The organism is Boseongicola sp., assembly GCA_014075275.1.
Classification (GTDB): Bacteria; Pseudomonadota; Alphaproteobacteria; order Rhodobacterales; family Rhodobacteraceae.
Window position 1 is genome coordinate 1,281,402 of the sequence record CP046179.1, and the last position, 16,257, is coordinate 1,297,658.

The 16,257-nt window shown below is 55.5% G+C and carries 14 protein-coding genes; 7 read left to right on the forward strand and 7 right to left on the reverse strand.

The genetic code is table 11. The features are described 5' to 3' along the window. Positions 1-32 precede the first annotated feature (32 nt). Both GKR98_06490 and GKR98_06495 read left to right on the forward strand, forming a co-directional pair. On the forward strand, positions 33-896 hold the full coding sequence (locus GKR98_06490) for a tetratricopeptide repeat protein (protein ID QMU57875.1): 864 nt from the start codon (positions 33-35) through the stop codon (positions 894-896). Between the two features lie 14 nt (positions 897-910). After that, positions 911-1,399 carry a hypothetical protein gene (locus GKR98_06495; GenBank protein QMU57876.1) on the forward strand — a complete coding sequence of 163 codons (489 nt, stop codon included), beginning with the start codon at positions 911-913 and terminating at the stop codon, positions 1,397-1,399. Here the strand turns inward: GKR98_06495 and GKR98_06500 are convergent. Beyond that, positions 1,396-3,015 (reverse strand): hypothetical protein, encoded by a 1,620-nt coding sequence (locus tag GKR98_06500; GenBank protein QMU57877.1) that lies wholly within the window; start codon positions 3,013-3,015, stop codon positions 1,396-1,398. The two genes, GKR98_06495 and GKR98_06500, sit on opposite strands and share 4 nt — an antisense overlap. Before the next feature lie 133 nt (positions 3,016-3,148). On the opposite strand from GKR98_06500, the gene GKR98_06505 reads away from it, so the two are divergent. Continuing rightward, positions 3,149-4,459 (forward strand): ATPase, encoded by a 1,311-nt coding sequence (locus GKR98_06505; GenBank protein ID QMU57878.1) that lies wholly within the window; start codon positions 3,149-3,151, stop codon positions 4,457-4,459. 14 nt (positions 4,460-4,473) lie between these two features. Here the strand turns inward: GKR98_06505 and GKR98_06510 are convergent, their stop codons facing one another. Continuing rightward, positions 4,474-6,045: a hypothetical protein gene (locus GKR98_06510; protein QMU57879.1), complete on the reverse strand. Its 1,572-nt coding sequence runs from the start codon at positions 6,043-6,045 to the stop codon at positions 4,474-4,476. 66 nt (positions 6,046-6,111) lie between these two features. Here GKR98_06510 and GKR98_06515 point away from each other — a divergent pair, with 66 nt between their 5' ends. Continuing rightward, entirely contained in the window at positions 6,112-8,529 is a 2,418-nt protein-coding gene (locus GKR98_06515) for a ligase-associated DNA damage response DEXH box helicase (protein ID QMU57880.1), read from the forward strand. A 145-nt stretch (positions 8,530-8,674) separates the two neighbouring features. Continuing rightward, entirely contained in the window at positions 8,675-9,334 is a 660-nt protein-coding gene (pdeM, locus tag GKR98_06520) for a ligase-associated DNA damage response endonuclease PdeM (protein ID QMU57881.1), read from the forward strand. 3 nt (positions 9,335-9,337) lie between these two features. On the opposite strand, the gene GKR98_06525 is transcribed toward pdeM, so the two are convergent. Beyond that, positions 9,338-9,973: an iron-binding protein gene (locus GKR98_06525; GenBank protein ID QMU57882.1), complete on the reverse strand. Its 636-nt coding sequence runs from the start codon at positions 9,971-9,973 to the stop codon at positions 9,338-9,340. Positions 9,974-10,109: 136 nt separating this feature from the next. On the opposite strand from GKR98_06525, the gene GKR98_06530 reads away from it, so the two are divergent. Beyond that, complete coding sequence (locus GKR98_06530; GenBank protein ID QMU57883.1) at positions 10,110-10,433, forward strand: metalloregulator ArsR/SmtB family transcription factor; 324 nt, start codon at positions 10,110-10,112, stop codon at positions 10,431-10,433. Then, positions 10,430-10,897 carry a hypothetical protein gene (locus GKR98_06535; GenBank protein ID QMU57884.1) on the forward strand — a complete coding sequence of 156 codons (468 nt, stop codon included), beginning with the start codon at positions 10,430-10,432 and terminating at the stop codon, positions 10,895-10,897. Before GKR98_06530 ends, GKR98_06535 begins: the two co-directional genes overlap by 4 nt. Positions 10,898-10,928: 31 nt before the next feature. Here the strand turns inward: GKR98_06535 and folD are convergent, their stop codons facing one another. From folD to hflB, 4 genes are all read right to left on the reverse strand, one after another. Further along, on the reverse strand, positions 10,929-11,831 hold the full coding sequence (gene folD / locus GKR98_06540) for a bifunctional methylenetetrahydrofolate dehydrogenase/methenyltetrahydrofolate cyclohydrolase FolD (GenBank protein ID QMU57885.1): 903 nt from the start codon (positions 11,829-11,831) through the stop codon (positions 10,929-10,931). 10 nt (positions 11,832-11,841) lie between these two features. Then, entirely contained in the window at positions 11,842-12,288 is a 447-nt protein-coding gene (locus tag GKR98_06545; GenBank protein QMU57886.1) for an OsmC family peroxiredoxin, read from the reverse strand. Positions 12,289-12,293: 5 nt separating this feature from the next. Next, positions 12,294-13,970, reverse strand: a complete 1,677-nt coding sequence (locus GKR98_06550; GenBank protein QMU57887.1) for a formate--tetrahydrofolate ligase — start codon at positions 13,968-13,970, stop codon at positions 12,294-12,296. Between the two features lie 319 nt (positions 13,971-14,289). After that, positions 14,290-16,218, reverse strand: a complete 1,929-nt coding sequence (gene hflB, locus GKR98_06555) for an ATP-dependent zinc metalloprotease FtsH (protein ID QMU57888.1) — start codon at positions 16,216-16,218, stop codon at positions 14,290-14,292. Positions 16,219-16,257 lie beyond the last annotated feature (39 nt).

The following is a 16,257-nucleotide window of genomic DNA, read 5'->3' on the forward strand; positions in this document are numbered from 1 at the left end:
GCGGGCGCGAGCAGTAAAAGGGACAGGACCCCATGCGCCAGAGTGGTTGGATTATAGTTGTAGGGCTTGGGCTATTTGCCTTGGCAGCATGTGAGCAAGGCGGTCAATCGGACGAGGAACTGGCCGAAGCGCTAAAAGACGTTAACGTCATCGACGAAACCAATTTAAACGACGTCATGTTGACCGTCGCAGACCCCGATGAAGCGGTGATCTATTTCCAGCGCACCCTTGCCGCCAACCCTGAACGCATCGACTTGAAGCGCGGGCTTGCCATTTCCCTCGTGCGGGCCGGTAAACCAACAGCAGCTGCACAGGCCTGGGCTACAGTCCTGGAAGATCCTAAGTCGTCGAATGAAGATCGGGTTGAATATGCAGACGCGCTGATCCGGTCGAACCAGTGGGACAAGGCCGAAAGCGAGCTTGATAGAATCCCACCCACCCATGAAACATTCAAGCGTTATCGTCTGGAGGCAATGATTGCCGATAGCAACAAGGAATGGACCAAAGCAGATTCCTTTTATGAAACCGCGGTTGGCTTGACGACCCGCCCTTCTGGCACGCTGAACAACTGGGGCTTTTCCAAAATGACACGCGGCGACTACGCCAGCGCCGAGCAATTGTTTGGCGAAGCACTGGTCTATGATGCATCGCTGTTTACGGCAAAAAACAACCTGGTTCTGGCCCGCGCTGCGCAACGAAAATACGATATGCCCGTCGTCCAGATGACCCAAGTCGAACGCGCTCAATTGCTACATACCGCAGCGCTTTCGGCGATCAAGCAAGGCGACCTGAACACCGGGAAAAGTCTGCTGCGCGAAGCCATCGACACGCATCCGCAATTCTTCGAAGCTGCCGTGAGAAGCCTCGAAGCGCTCGAAAACAACGTCAATAAGTAGCGGAGCCACCGATAATGGCCATCGAATGGACCACAGCGGCGTGGTTTTTCCCCTTCATCCTGCCTATCGCAATCTGGGTTTCCTGGAGCGATATGGCTTTCATGAAGATCCCGAACAAAGCCGTGCTGGCGACATTGGCTATCTTTGCCGTTGTCGGATTGGTCGCCCTACCTTTTACTGAATACCTCTGGCGCTATGCACATTTCGCCGTCGTTCTGGCGATCACGTTTGTCTTGAATGCTCTGCGTCTTATCGGGGCCGGAGATGCAAAGTTTGCGGCGGCCATGGCACCGTTTATCGCGCTGGCTGACTGGTTCACTTTCATGTTCTTGCTGGCAGGAATGATCATCGCTGCCTTCATCGTGCACCGCGCCGTCCGCGCAAGCCCACTTCGCGAACGTTTTCCAGATTGGGAAAGTTGGACACGAAAAGAGTTTCCAATGGGATTTGCACTGGCACCGGCGCTGGCAGTCTATTTACTGATACCGCTAGTTAGCGGCTAACCAACTTGGAACAATACATAAAGTTCGTTTTCCCGGACGGGATATAGCGTTACAGGGGCAGCGTTCAGCTCGTCAATCATGACGCTGTGCATCAACCCATAGAAGCTGCACTTGGGCACTAACACAAAGTCCGCATTCTCAAGCCCAGACAGCCCACCATAATACCAAGGCGCGCCGCCCTCTAATGGCTGATCCGAGGTGAACAGCCAGAAAACGGTCAGAATATCGGTTGTAAAGATCTGGCTGTTCTCGGGTAAATTGGCTGTCTCTAGGTCCGCGCTAATCCCTTCCAAAAACGCCAGTGACGCCGCCGCCAGCTCGCATCTCGGAAATTCAGTACCCGCCAATGAAATCGGCTCGCCCCGTCCGGCAAGTTCCGAATATTTGTGCCAATAAGGCTCCCGGCGATCCAACTCGATCTCGGCATTCATCGTAAAGGCGCGGTTGGCCTGAACAAGGATGTCTTGGTGCCCAATCTGCTGCGGCAGCATCGGCACGTAAATTTCATCAGATCGCGCAAAGTGGCGCAGTTGAGACAAGCCCAGCGTTGCCGCTGACGGCAGGGCCAAAGCTATTGCCACGCTGGCAAGAATCGGAATTTCAATTCCGGTTTCAGAACCAAGCGAACTTGACCCGCGCAATTGCTGATAAAGAGCCAAAAGCAATATAGCGAATAACATCAACCATTTGGGATCATTGCCGAAATTCTGGTAGGTTATGTAAACAAGGCCCGGCAGGAATATCAAAATCGCAAGCGCCTCAATCCGTCGGTCCGACTTGCCCAGATACATATAGGCAAACAAGCCAAGCAGAATGGGAACCATATGCGACGGAGATGAGATCAGCTCGGGCAGTGACACACCGGGATAAGGCCGTGCCGTTGACCCGGCCACCGTCAGCAAATCGCTGAGATAGCCTATCCAAAATCCATACCCCAGCCAGGCGGACATCGCCAAAAACGTTACCGCCCCGGCTGCAGTCATATAAATCAATCGTGGCCAATCGCGCCGAGCAGCCAAAGCAAAGACAACGCCGGGCAACAGGGCCAGGAAGAAGGTAATCTTCAAAAGCACCAAAGCCGACAGGCAGGCACCGATAATCAGGCCATCCAGCCATGGGCGGTCGCGGCCGATGGGATCCAAAACTGCCAACACCACCAAGGGAAACGCAATTGCCCAAGCCCAGCGATTATATTGCATAGATACCGACGTTTCGACCCCGGCACCCCCGTAGATCATCGCGAATATCAAAACCAGAAGGTAAACGCCGAATATATACGCCGCCAAGGAGGGCAGCCGCGTCAGGGCCGCATAAATGATGACAGGAAGCAGCACTGCCGCAACGACAACCTGACCGGCCAAAAGCGAGTATCCAACTCCATAGCCACGCTCCATAAACTCTGCGGCGGGCAGAAATGCCAGAATGCCGAGTGGCGTCATGAAATCCTTGTGCTGAACCTGACCAGCGTCCAATCGGAAAAGAATGTCCAGCAGGTGGTAAATATCACCTTCGTGAGCAGTAATAAGAAGCACACCTTTGGACAAAGCCATAAAGGCCATCACCCCGCCCAGCAAGGCAAGAATACCCGTAAAAACAAAGGTGTTCGGTCTGCTCATTCTCATTCTTTTTCCATTTTTTGGCCACAATAGCCGGTCATGTTGCCTCAAGAAATGGCTTGGCACGGCTTATTGTTCAAATTTGGGCAACACCGGGTCTGGCTTGCAACTGGACGAGGCAGGGGACCACGAAATGAATATGCAAACGTCGAATGTCATGGCGCCGCCAGCGCCACGATCACTTTCAGGCATGAAACTTCCGACCGTGATGATGCGTGACATTCTGCTGAAGACCATGTTCCGCATGAATTTGGATGGTGTGACAGAACTGTCGAAAGCCATGTGCCTGCCAATCCCCGTTACTCAGGAATTGATCGACATGTCGCGCGAACAGCGACTGATTGAGGCGACCGGCACCCTGCATGCCAACTCTGGCGGTGAAATGGGGTTTCAGCTGACCGAAGGCGGCAAACAGCGCGCTTTGGATGCTCTGGCTCAGTCAGAGTATTATGGCGCTATGCCAGTGCCTCTTGATATTTATTCCGAGCAGGTGAAACGCCAATCGATCCGAAACATTCAGGTAACTCGTGACCAGCTTCTTGGGGCCATGGGACACCTCATCCTTCCCGATGAACTTGTAGACCATCTTGGTCCTGCTGTTTCTGCTGGTCGCTCAATTCTGATGTATGGTCCGCCCGGCAACGGTAAGTCGTCAATTTCTAACGGTATTCGCGACGCCCTGGGCGACAAGATCTATATTCCGCGCGCCATCGAATACTCGGGTCAGGTCATCACAGTCTATGACCCAATTGTTCACACGGCTGCTGAAGAGCAGGAAGACGATCCTAACAGTTTGCGCCGGACGTCGAACCGTTTCGACACACGCTATGTTTTGTGCGACCGCCCCACAGTGATCACCGGTGGTGAATTGTCGCTTTCGATGCTGGACCTTGTTTATAACCCAACCGCACGCACCTATCAGGCGCCATTGCAGCTGAAATCATCTGGTGGCGTCTTTATTGTGGACGACCTTGGCCGTCAGGAAGAACCACCGCAGGCGCTGGTTAACCGCTGGATTGTTCCGCTGGAAGAGAACAAGGATATCCTTTCGCTTCAGTCAGGTGAGAAATTCGAAGTGCCCTTCGACACTCTCGTGATCTTCTCAACCAACTTCCACCCAAATGAGATTTTCGATAAAGCGGCTCTTCGTCGTATCTTCTTCAAGATCAAAATCGATGGCCCGGATCAGGAAGATTACCTGAAGATCTTCGCCATGGTCGCCCGTAAACGCAAAATGCCGCTCGACGAGGACACGCTGGTCTACCTGATCAAGCACAAGTATCCGACGATCGACAACATCTACGCGAACTATCAGCCTATCTTCTTGGTCGATCAGATGATTTCCATCTGCGAATTCGAGGGCATCCCCTATCAGATGTCACCGGAACTGATCGACCGTGCCTGGGCGAACATGTTCGTCAAGGAAGAAAAGATCGTCCACTAGTCGCGGCAAACTCTCTAGTCGCAGGTGCGCTGGTAATACACCAGTTCCAAAGGCTTCGAGAACGTGCGTGCGCTCCATACAGTCAACTCGCTTGGCTTAACGGAGGCGCGCACTTCTTCGTAGCACTGCTGAAACTGCGGCATTTCGGACAATTCCAAACCCGTTAGAAACCAGTGTGTCGCTTGGTCTGATGTGGTCCCTTCCGCAGGACCAATAATAATAATGTCGGGTGATCTCGACATTACATATTGGCCGTCACCCTTCCCGTGCCCGGGTTCGGTTTGCCAACGGGTCCTGATCGGCACATTCTCACGTTTTGCAATATGTGGATCATTCAAACCCAGCGTGTCTATGAACATGTGACGGGGCGCAAAGAACGGCGTTGAGCCAGCGGTTGCAACCGCGATTGTGGACGGCTCCGGCAAATTTTGCTCCAGATAAGCTCCAACCAAGCTTCCCACGCGCGCCGCCGCGTCCGGTCTGCCATAAGGTGCGGAAAGCAATGCCAACGCGGAAATACCCGCAATTCCATAGGCCATCACCTGCTGCCAGCGCGCATTCACGTCCGCCAATATTGCCAGAAACAGGAAACTCGCCGCAGGCAATAACGGCAACATCATCCGCCCCCAGGGCATATGATCGCCGCCCAACCAAATAAGCAGCATTGCCTGAACCAACAGCGTGATTCCCATGATCCGCGAAAGCGGCCCCAGTCTTTTGCGCAGTATGATCATCAACACACAAGCCATGGTCGCACACATAATGACTGGCGCCACTGCCGAGGAATTCAACACATAGCTAACTCCATTCTGCAAACGCACGGAGGTTTCCAAGCCGACCTTCGCGTGGAACGTCAATGGAACCACGTCTCCATACGCCTGATACCGAAACAGCAAATGCCCGCACAAAACTGCAAATGAGATCGTACCAAACGCAACGAACCGCAACAGCCGATCCCTGATGGGTAGCTCGGCAAACAGCAATATTCCCAATCCCATAGCAAAATTGGCAACAGCTGCTTCAGGGCGCGCCAGATAGGCAATGCCAAAGGCAATGGACCCAAGAACTGCATGCCTGATCGACCCGTTTCCCCGCGCCGACAGAATTCCACCGACCATTCCAAGAGCAATAAGGCCGCCGACCAAGGGGGCCTCAAGCCCACCCCAAACCCAGGCGATGGTCGCTGGCGCAGCCAGTCCTGCGAGAATCGCAACTCTTCCAATTGCCGGTGCGTTAAGGCCACGAAGCGCAAGCGCCCCGGCCACTAACATCAAACCAAAGCCAATAAACCCAATCAGCCGCGCACCTGTCATCGGATCAATACCAATCCGAATTAGGCCAGCGTTCAGTACAACATGCAGAGGGCTGGTATACCCTTCGATCCCCGGTTCGCCAAGATTCCAAGCCAGTTGGCCGTGTTCCCCAAGATTTCGAGCGTATTTCAGAGTAATGAACGCATCGTCATGGATGAAGCCAACCAATTTGTAGAAAGTCACGGCTACCAGCCCAAGGAAGACGAGGGTTATCAATGAATCCAGACGCACGTGGTTTGAACCTTCGTCAGTAATGGGATCGGGAATTTCCAACTTGCTGTTTTTATAGCCCGCACGTTGTATGCGAAAAGCCCTGGAGTTTCACTTGACCGGATTGCGATGACATCCTTGCCTGAAAAGTTCGAAACGTGGCTTGAAAGTCGCGGATGGTGCGCGCACAGCCACCAGTTGGACTTGTTTGCGCAAAAAGACGCTGCCGCTCGTTTACTGATCGCACCTACCGGCGGCGGGAAAACGCTCGCCGGGTTCCTGCCGACGCTGGCGGAGTTGGCCGAGCAGGATCACCATGGATTGCACACACTCTACGTTTCCCCTTTGAAAGCACTTGCTGCAGACATCCGGCGTAATCTTGAAATGCCAATCGCCGAAATGAACCTGCCCATTCGGGTTGAAGACCGCACCGGCGACACTTCTCAGACAACCAAAAAACGTCAGCGCGCCGATCCACCGCATATATTGCTGACCACACCAGAAAGTCTGGCGCTCCTTTTAACCTACGAAGATGCTTCGCGTGTTTTCGCGGGCCTTTCGCGTGTGATCGTTGATGAAATTCATGCCTTGGCGGACTCCAAACGCGGCGATCAACTCATGCTGTGCTTGGCCGAGCTTCAATTACTTGCCCCGAACATGCGCCGCGTAGGGCTGTCAGCCACCGTAGAAGACCCGGACGCCATCGCCCACTATCTGGCGCGCCACCCTGATCCTTGCCTTATCCTTCACGCCGACCCCGGACCGGCACCTGACATCCAGATGCTGAAAACCCGCGAACTGCCGCCCTGGTCCGGCGGTGGCGGAAAATACGCCATCCCCCGGGTTTTGGAAGAGATCCGCAAACACAATACGACGCTCATCTTTCACAACACCCGTGCCCAGGCCGAAATATTCTTCCATCAGCTCTGGCTGGCCAATGACGACAGCCTACCCATCGGCATCCACCACGGCAGCCTTGCGCGCGAGCAGCGCGAACGTGTCGAAGCTGCGATGGTGAACGGCGAACTGCGAGCCATTGTCGCCACCGGATCACTGGATCTTGGAATAGACTGGGGCGACGTTGATCTGGTGATCCAGATCGGTGCGCCCAAGAACGTCAAACGGTTGGTCCAACGCATTGGCCGCGCAAACCATACCTATAATGCACCATCAAAGGCTCTGGTCCTGCCTGCCAATCGCTTTGAGGTGGTGGAATGTGTTGCTGCCCTAGGTGCCGTGCGCGATGCAGAACTAGACGGCGACCCTCGCGGTCCCGGCCCCTTGGACGTTCTCTGCCAGCACATTTTGATTCACGCCTGCCGCGGCCCTTTTGACCAGAATACTCTTTTTACCATTCTCAGTTCAGCCGGTGCCTATGCCGACCTGACCCGCGAACAGTTTGATGCCTGCTTCGATATGGTCGCCACCGGCGGATATGCCTTGCGTGCCTACGACCGCTGGCAACGGCTGAAGCGTCGCGAAGACGGCAAATGGCAGTTGCGCGATCCACGCGCGGCGCAGCACATTCGCATGAATATTGGCACCATTCAGGACACAGATCTGTTGAAGGTGCGCATGAAAGGCCGCATGGCGGGCAAACCCCTCGGCGAGGTCGAGGAAGCCTTCGCAGCCACACTGACTCCGGGTGACACCTTTTTGATCGGCGGACAAGTTGTACGCTATGAAAGCCTGCGCGAACTGACGGTCGAGGTCTCGCGAAACGCCACCAAAGCCCCAAAGATCGCGGTTTTCTCAGGCACCAAGTTCGCGACATCAACGCAACTTTCGGCCCGCATACTAAACCTCTTTCAAGATCAAGACTGGTCCGAACTGCCAGACCACACCGCCCAGTGGCTGTCGCTCCAGCGCGAGGTCTCAAAATTGCCGTCCGCCGATCGTCTCATGATCGAAACCTTCACGCACGACGATCGACATCACATGTGTGTCTATGGCTTTGCGGGCCGCAATGCCATGCAAACGCTGGGGCTTTTGCTGACCGAGCGTATGGAAGCGAACGGTCTGGAACCCCTCGGCTTCGTCGCCACTGACTACGCCGTGTTGATCTGGGGACTGACCGAGGTCACCGATCCGGGCGCCTTGTTCGATGTTGAAACCCTCTTTGCCGACTTCGAAAGCTGGCTCGACGGAAACGCTGTCATGAAGCGCACCTTCCGGGCCTCTGCGACAGTCGCCGGCTTGCTGGAACGCAACTTCGGCCCTCAGCGGCGCACCGGCCGTCAGGCCAGTTTTTCGTCTGACATCCTTTATGACACGCTGGTAAAATATGATCCCGGCCACGTGATGCTCGACATCACCCGTGCCGAGGCCCTGAAAGGCCTTGTCGACTTTGGCCGCATCGAAGAAATGCTGGACCGCACCAAGGGTCGCATCGATCATATCAAACCTGACCGCGTCACACCGTTGGCCGCGCCACTCCTTTTGGAACATGGTCGTGTGCCAATCCGTGGCGAAGGCCGCGAACGGTTACTAGAAGAAGAAACCGAACGCCTTATGACTGCATCAGGCCTCGATAAAATCGGGCCCTAATCCCATCTTTCTGGCGAAAATACTCCGGGGCTTGGGGCAGAGCCCCATATGATACCAGGCCGCGCGCAAAGCACGCGGCCCTACCTCGACTTCGAAGAAGGCGAAACCTCTTGCCAATATGCTTCCAACCAGCCAAGAACGAAGCATGAACGCTCTACCCATAGCCTTTGCTGGTGAAACTCTGACGCTGCTCCCCTCCGGCGCGCTCTTATGGGCCAACGTCGATCTTTTGGCTGTGTCAGATCTGCACCTTGGCAAATCCGAGCGCATTGCCCGACGCAGCGGCAGCCTTCTGCCACCTTACGAAATTACCGAAACTCTTACTCGGCTTGCCAAAGACATCCAGCATTGCAAACCACGGACCATCCTTTGTCTCGGCGATAGTTTTGACGACACTCACTCCGCAACCGCCCTGAGCGACAGCCATCGCGACACGCTGAACATCCTGCAGGCAGGCCGCAACTGGCTCTGGGTTGAAGGCAATCACGACCCTGGCCCATTGGACATCGGCGGCACCTACCTGGCCGAACACAAGCAAGGTCCCCTGACCTTCCGCCATATGGCGAAAACGCCGTCGGATCACGGCGAAATCTCGGGTCACTACCACCCGAAAGCGCGCGTCAAAGGCACATCGCGCCCGTGTTTCCTGGTCGATCAGACCCGCCTTATGATGCCAGCCTATGGTTGCTATACCGGCGGACTGAATTGGACGACACCAGACTTACGTCAGCTATTTGCATCCAAGGCGACGGCCTATTTGACTGGTCGCAAAGTGCTCCCCGTTCCAGTGCCAACAGCTGCCTGACGCTTAGCTTTCCGGCACCTCAAAGCCTGACGATTTATGGCTCCCGTCACAAAACGGTTTTTTCTTTGATTGACCGCAGCGGCACAGGAATGCCCGAGTTCCACGATGCAGACGCACTCCGGTACCAGACGTAACCTCCAAGGCACCCCGAACCTCAACAGGCCCATTCTCATAGCCCTTTACGGTCAATGTTTCGCCCGCATCCTCACCCGGTGCATCTTTCCCGGTTTCTGCTGGCTCTCCGGTCGCGGTAAACCCGGCATCAACGTGAGAATAGTCGCAAAACGGCGGATTCTTGGTCTGTCCACAGCGGCAAATCGTGGCCCGCGTCATCTCTTCACCGGCAACGACAAGATTCCCATGAAGTGCGTTTGGCCCATTCTCCAAAACCGACATTCGGTTGATCCCTGGCGCGGCTTTTGCAGCATCCGCATCCAAGCGACGAAATGTCAGCGCACCTGACGGACATGTCCGAACCATCGCCGCAATCTCTTCAGCGGGCGCTGCGTCGGGATTGACCCAAGGCCTCTGCTCGGGATCGAAAACATTCGGCAGTTTCAAGAAACAATTGCGCGCGTGGATGCATCGCTTCATCTCAAAGCCGATTTCAATGTCTTTTCCGGTGTAAGTCTTTGCCACAACGCATCTCCATACGGACCATAATTGACCCTAACCCGCACCGGTCGGCATTCAAATCCTGAAAAGACCAACAGCCCTTGTGCGCTCCGAATTCGCCGTTGCCTATATAACTAACATACTATATAGAGAATTCATTATGCACATAGACACCACATTCTCCGCCCTTGCCGACCCAACGCGCCTTCACATCGTGATGCGCCTTGCCGAAACTGGTGAAGTTGATGCCACAGAGCTTGCCGTGCCCTTCGACATCAGCCAGCCCGCCGTTTCACGCCACATCAAAGTTCTGGAAAGCACTGGCTGGGTTACCCGTCGCCGCGTCGGAAATCGCCGCCCTGTTCGTCTGAACCCGGTGAAGCTGGACGAAATCCACGTCTGGACAGGTCGATTGCGTGAAATGTTGGCCGCGAACTATGCGCGCCTGGACGATTTATTAGAAGAAAAGGAATTCCCAGAATGACCGCAATGCAAATGACCAAAGTCGGCGAAACCGATCTTGTCGTAATCCGCCGTTTCGCCGCCCCGCCCGAACGAGTCTACGCGGCCCACACAGACCCGGTTCTGTTGCAAAAATGGATGCTTGACCCCGACGGATGGTCAATGCCCGAATGCGTAAGCGAACCCGTACCAGAAGGCGCAATTCGCTTCACATGGGCCAATGACGACGGCGAAAGTTTTTCCCTCGCTGGCAAATACGTCAGCCTTGATCCGCCAAATAAGATCATCCACCTCGAACGCTTCGTCGACATGGACGTCATGGCCGACACCCACGTCACGACCGAGTTTCAACCCGATGGCGACGGAACCAAACTGACGCTCACAATCCGCTACGAAAACGCCGATGCACGCGAAGGCGCGCTATCTACAGGTATGGCTGACGGCATGGCGCAAACATATGACAGGCTCGACGCGCTGGAATACTAGTCCAGCCGCCGACCCATTCAGATCTTCAGTGTTAGGCGGTCAGCCCTTCAGGCTCGGCCAACCCATTGGCGCGACAACAGGCCGTAACCGTATTGGCCAAAAGGCAAGCAATGGTCATCGGCCCAACGCCACCCGGCACCGGAGTGATCGCTCCGGCAACCGCCGCCGCGCTCTCGAAATGAACATCGCCGACCAGACGGGTCTTGCCTTCGCCTTTTTCAGGCGCATCAATCCGGTTGATGCCCACGTCAATCACGGTTGCACCCGGCTTGATCCAGTCACCCGGCACCATTTCGGGCCGACCAACGGCTGCCACCACGATATCCGCCCTCCGAACTACATCCGGCAAATCCTTCGTGCGACTATGGGCAATCGTCACGGTGCAACTATCGCCCAACAGCAATTGCGCCATCGGCTTGCCAACGATGTTTGAACGACCAACAACAACCGCATCCATCCCCGAGATCGACCCATGATGGTCGCGCAGCATCATCAGACAGCCAAGCGGCGTGCACGGCACCATGCTTTTCTGACCCGTCCCCAACAGACCCACGTTCGAGATATGGAACCCATCCACATCCTTCGTGGGATCAATCGAGTTGATCACCAGATCCTCGTTAATGTGTCCAGGCAGAGGCAACTGCACCAAAATACCGTGGATCTCGGGGGCGTTGTTCAGATCATTGACCAGCTTCAGCAAGTCGGCTTCGGCTGTATCGACGTCCAACTTGTGCTCAACCGATTTCATGCCAACTTCGACGGTTTGCTTGCCCTTCGAGCGGACATAAACCTGACTAGCCGGGTCTTCACCCACCAGCACAACCGCCAGTCCAGGCGTAATGCCATGGTCCGCCTTCAACGAGGTCACATGCCCCGCCACCTTCTCGCGAACCGTTGCTGCAAAAGCCTTACCGTCGATGATCGTCGCACTCATGTCGATGTCCTTAAACTAGATTGGCAACAATTTCGGTCTTCACCGAATTAGCAATGAAACAGGCGTGATGCGCCTTGTCATGTAACGCGCGATGGGCGTCCAGGTCCGGCCCCTCGCCTTCGAACGTCACGTCGATATTTAGATCAATGCGCGGAATCCAAACGACCCCACCGGTGTTCTTCAACGCCCCTTCAGCCTGATCGCGGTAAGCCTTCACCACGAACCCTGCCCTTTGGGCGATGTCCAAAAACCAAAGCATATGGCACGAAGCAACCGAAGCCACGTAAGCCTCTTCAGGGTCCACCGCCTCGGCCATCCCTAACGGTGGTGGCACGATGGACGGCGACGCGGCTGCTGGAACTTCAACACCCCCGTCAAACCGCCAATGGTGCGCGCGGGAATACTGCCCTTCGGCAAAATCCCCGTCGCACGACCATATGACTTCGGCAAAGTGCATCTTGCTTAGAACAAACCCTCGATCTCGCCCTCGTCGTTCAGGCGAATGTTCATGGCTGCTGGTTTAGATGGCAGACCCGGCATCGTCATGATCTCACCGCAGATCGCAACAACGAACCCGGCACCAGCCGACAAACGCACTTCACGAATAGGCACCGAATGCCCGGTTGGCGCACCGCGCAGGCTTGGATCGGTTGAGAAGCTATACTGCGTCTTCGCCATGCAGACCGGCAAGTTGCCATAACCGGCGTCTTCCCAAGTTTTCAGTTGATCGCGAATTTTTTTGTCCGCCAGAACTTCATCAGCGCGGTAAATCCGCTTGGCCACTGTCTCCATTTTCTCAAACAGCGAAAGCTCGTCCTTGTAAAGCGGCGCAAACTGGCTGACGCCACTGTCTGCAATCTCGGCCACACGGGTTGCCAAAGCCTCTGAGCCTTCCGACCCCAATTCCCAATGACGCGATACAATCGCTTCCGACCCTTGTGTCTCAACGTATTCCTTAACAGCCGCTACTTCCGCGTCGGTGTCCGTTACAAAGTGGTTCACGGCCACAACAACCGGCACGCCGAACGACTTCAGGTTGCCAATGTGACGCCCAAGGTTGGCACAGCCTTCCTTCACCGCAGCCACGTTCTCCGGCCCAAGATCAGCCTTCGCAACACCGCCGTTCATTTTCATCGCCCGGATCGTCGCCACCAGTACAACACAGTCAGGTGCCAGACCCGCCTTGCGGCACTTAATGTTCATGAACTTCTCAGCGCCCAAGTCGGCCCCAAAGCCAGCCTCGGTCACAACAAAGTCCGCCAGTTTCAGCGCAGTTGTCGTCGCAATGACCGAGTTACAGCCATGCGCGATGTTCGCAAACGGTCCGCCATGCACAAACGCCGGGTTGTTTTCCAGTGTCTGCACCAGGTTCGGCTGCATCGCGTCTTTCAACAGAACGGTCATCGCGCCATCCGCCTGAATGTCGCGCGCGTAAATCGGCGTGCGATCCCGGCGATAGGCCACGATCATGTCACCAAGGCGCTTTTCCAGATCCTTCAGGTCGTTCGACAGGCAAAGGATCGCCATCACTTCAGACGCAACCGTAATGTCAAACCCAGTCTGACGTGGGAAACCGTTGGCCACACCACCCAGCGAGGTCACAGTGTCGCGCAGCGCACGGTCGTTCATATCCAGAACCCGACGCCAAGTTACCCGACGCTCATCAATTTCCAGGGTATTGCCCCAGTAGATATGGTTGTCGATCATCGCGCTCAGCAGGTTGTGCGCGGCAGTAATGGCGTGAAAGTCACCGGTGAAGTGAAGGTTCATGTCTTCCATCGGCACGATCTGCGCGTACCCACCGCCGGCGGCGCCACCCTTCATACCAAAGTTCGGCCCAAGAGAGGCTTCGCGGATACAAACCGCTGCGTTCTTACCGATGCGGTTAAGACCGTCGCCCAGACCAACGGTGGTCGTAGTTTTGCCTTCGCCCGCAGGGGTCGGGTTAATCGCGGTCACAAGGATCAGCTTACCATTTTCGCGACCTTTCAGGCCGCTGATAAAGCCCTGGTTGACCTTCGCCTTATCATGCCCGAACGGAACCAGGTCATCGGACCCGATACCAAGCTTCGCTCCAATTTCCTGAATAGGCTTCTTATTAGCCGCGCGTGCGATCTCGATATCCGTCTTGTATTCCACTGGGCCGACCCTCCTGTTGGCGTATCGCGTCTCGCGACTGCTTTGCTATAAGCCCACAGCTCCCACCGAAACAGCCAATTTTCGACACTTCCGCGTCCGCCAGCGTCTAGGCACACGATGGTATGCCGCCAATCGGAAACTTTGACGCAAATTCGATGCCAGCGGACCCCGTGCAAGAGCTTCCGCCAAGCCCGCAACGATTCTCAATTGCACTTCTTCTGTCTCGAAATACTTCGGGGTTTGGGGCAGCGCCCCATTCAGACGAAAAAGGGCCGCGCCATTGGCGCGGCCCCACCTCGACCTCGACAGGGGGCGAAATTCAGGACGTCGGTTCCGGTTCCAGATCGCCATCGCCTTCGGACGATTTGGGTTTTGGCTTGGTCTTTGGAATGGCCGTAATCGATGCGGTTCCGCCGGTATCCGACGGCGTGTCTTCATCGTCGTCGCCACGCTTCAATGGTTCACCGGCGATCACGCGTGTGATCTCATCACCCGTCAGCGTCTCATATTCCAGCAATCCTTGCGCCAACCGCTCCAGATCATCCGATTTCTCCGTCAGAACCCGCTTCGCGGTCTCATACCCTTCGTCAACAAGCGCTTTCACTTTGTCATCGATGGTTTTCTGAGTAATGCCAGAGTGGTTCGTCCCGGCACCATAAGTTCCCAGATGCGACTGCTGCTCGTTGGCATAATCGATATACCCAAGCTCTTCCGCAAACCCGAACTGCGTCACCATTGCACGGGCAATCCGCGTGACTTGCTGAATATCCGAAGCCGCACCCGAAGTGACATTCTCTTTTCCGAACACCAGTTCCTCAGCCACACGACCGCCCATCGCCATAGCGATTTTCGACGTGTATTTAGTGTAGCTAACGGAAAGTTGATCGCGTTCAGGCAGGGACAACACCAACCCCAAAGCTCGCCCACGCGGAATGATCGTCGCCTTATGGATTGGATCATGCTGCGGCACATTCAGACCAACAATCGCATGACCGGCCTCGTGATAAGCCGTCAGTTTCTTTTCGTCTTCGGTCATGACCATGGACCGACGCTCAGCGCCCATCATGACCTTGTCCTTGGCGTTCTCGAAATCTTCCATCGTGACAAACCGGCGCCCATAGCGCGCCGCCATCAACGCAGACTCATTCACTAGGTTCGCCAGATCAGCACCCGAAAACCCCGGCGTGCCGCGCGCGATAATGCGCAGATCAACATCCGGTCCCAATGGCACCTTGCGGGCATGAACGCCCAGAATTTTCTCACGGCCCTTGATATCAGGGTTTGGAACCTGAACCTGACGATCAAAGCGACCGGGCCGCAACAACGCCGGGTCCAGAACATCAGGACGGTTGGTGGCCGCTACGATAATGATGCCTTCGTTGGCTTCAAAACCATCCATCTCAACCAGCAACTGGTTCAAAGTCTGCTCACGCTCATCGTTACCGCCGCCGTAACCAACGCCGCGCGAACGGCCAACAGCATCAATCTCATCGATAAAGACGATACAGGGCGCATTCTTCTTGGCCTGCTCGAACATGTCACGCACCCGGCTCGCACCGACACCGACAAACATCTCAACGAAATCAGAACCCGAAATGGTGAAGAAGGGCACACCCGCTTCACCCGCAATCGCGCGCGCCAGCAGCGTCTTACCTGTGCCCGGAGGGCCTACCAGCAAAGCGCCCTTCGGAATCTTGCCGCCCAATCGGCTGAATTTCTGCGGCGTGCGCAAGAACTCAACGATCTCTTCCAGCTCTTCCTTGGCCTCATCAATGCCCGCGACGTCATCAAACGTCACACGTCCATGCTTCTCGGTCAGCAACTTTGCGCGCGACTTACCAAAGCCCATCGCACCGCCACGGCCGCCGCCCTGCATTCGGTTCATAAAGTAAATCCAGACGCCGATCAGCAGCAGAAACGGCAGGAATGTCATCAAGATGGTGACAAAACCTGATTGCTGCTGCGGCTCGGCCCGGAAGCTGACGCTGTGCTCAACCAATAGATTGGTCGTATCGGCCCCTTCCGGCTGGATGGTTATCAGATCCCGGCCATCGCTGCCCCGGAACACGATCCGTTCGCCATCGATGGTCGCACTGGAAACATTTCCGCCTTCAACCTGCCCGACAAAATCAGAGTAACTGACCGTGTTATTGGCAGAATTGGTCTGACCCCCGAAAATAAGGTTAAAAAGCGCCAGAACCAGCAAGAAAAGTACGGCCCAAAAGGCAAGACTACGCGCGTTGTTCAAAGGAGGCTCCTTTGGAAATTACATGGGTGGATTCGGCCA

What these genes read in the sequence shown, in the direction of transcription:
- GKR98_06490 (QMU57875.1), top strand. Translation starts at nt 33, where the DNA reads ATGCGCCAGAGTGGTTGGATTATAGTTGTAGGGCTTGGGCTATTTGCC.
- GKR98_06495 (QMU57876.1), top strand. Translation starts at nt 911, where the DNA reads ATGGCCATCGAATGGACCACAGCGGCGTGGTTTTTCCCCTTCATCCTG.
- GKR98_06500 (QMU57877.1), bottom strand. Translation starts at nt 3,015, where the DNA reads ATGAGCAGACCGAACACCTTTGTTTTTACGGGTATTCTTGCCTTGCTG.
- GKR98_06505 (QMU57878.1), top strand. Translation starts at nt 3,149, where the DNA reads ATGAATATGCAAACGTCGAATGTCATGGCGCCGCCAGCGCCACGATCA.
- GKR98_06515 (QMU57880.1), top strand. Translation starts at nt 6,112, where the DNA reads ATGACATCCTTGCCTGAAAAGTTCGAAACGTGGCTTGAAAGTCGCGGA.
- pdeM (QMU57881.1), top strand. Translation starts at nt 8,675, where the DNA reads ATGAACGCTCTACCCATAGCCTTTGCTGGTGAAACTCTGACGCTGCTC.
- GKR98_06530 (QMU57883.1), top strand. Translation starts at nt 10,110, where the DNA reads ATGCACATAGACACCACATTCTCCGCCCTTGCCGACCCAACGCGCCTT.
- GKR98_06535 (QMU57884.1), top strand. Translation starts at nt 10,430, where the DNA reads ATGACCGCAATGCAAATGACCAAAGTCGGCGAAACCGATCTTGTCGTA.
- folD (QMU57885.1), bottom strand. Translation starts at nt 11,831, where the DNA reads ATGAGTGCGACGATCATCGACGGTAAGGCTTTTGCAGCAACGGTTCGC.
- GKR98_06545 (QMU57886.1), bottom strand. Translation starts at nt 12,288, where the DNA reads ATGCACTTTGCCGAAGTCATATGGTCGTGCGACGGGGATTTTGCCGAA.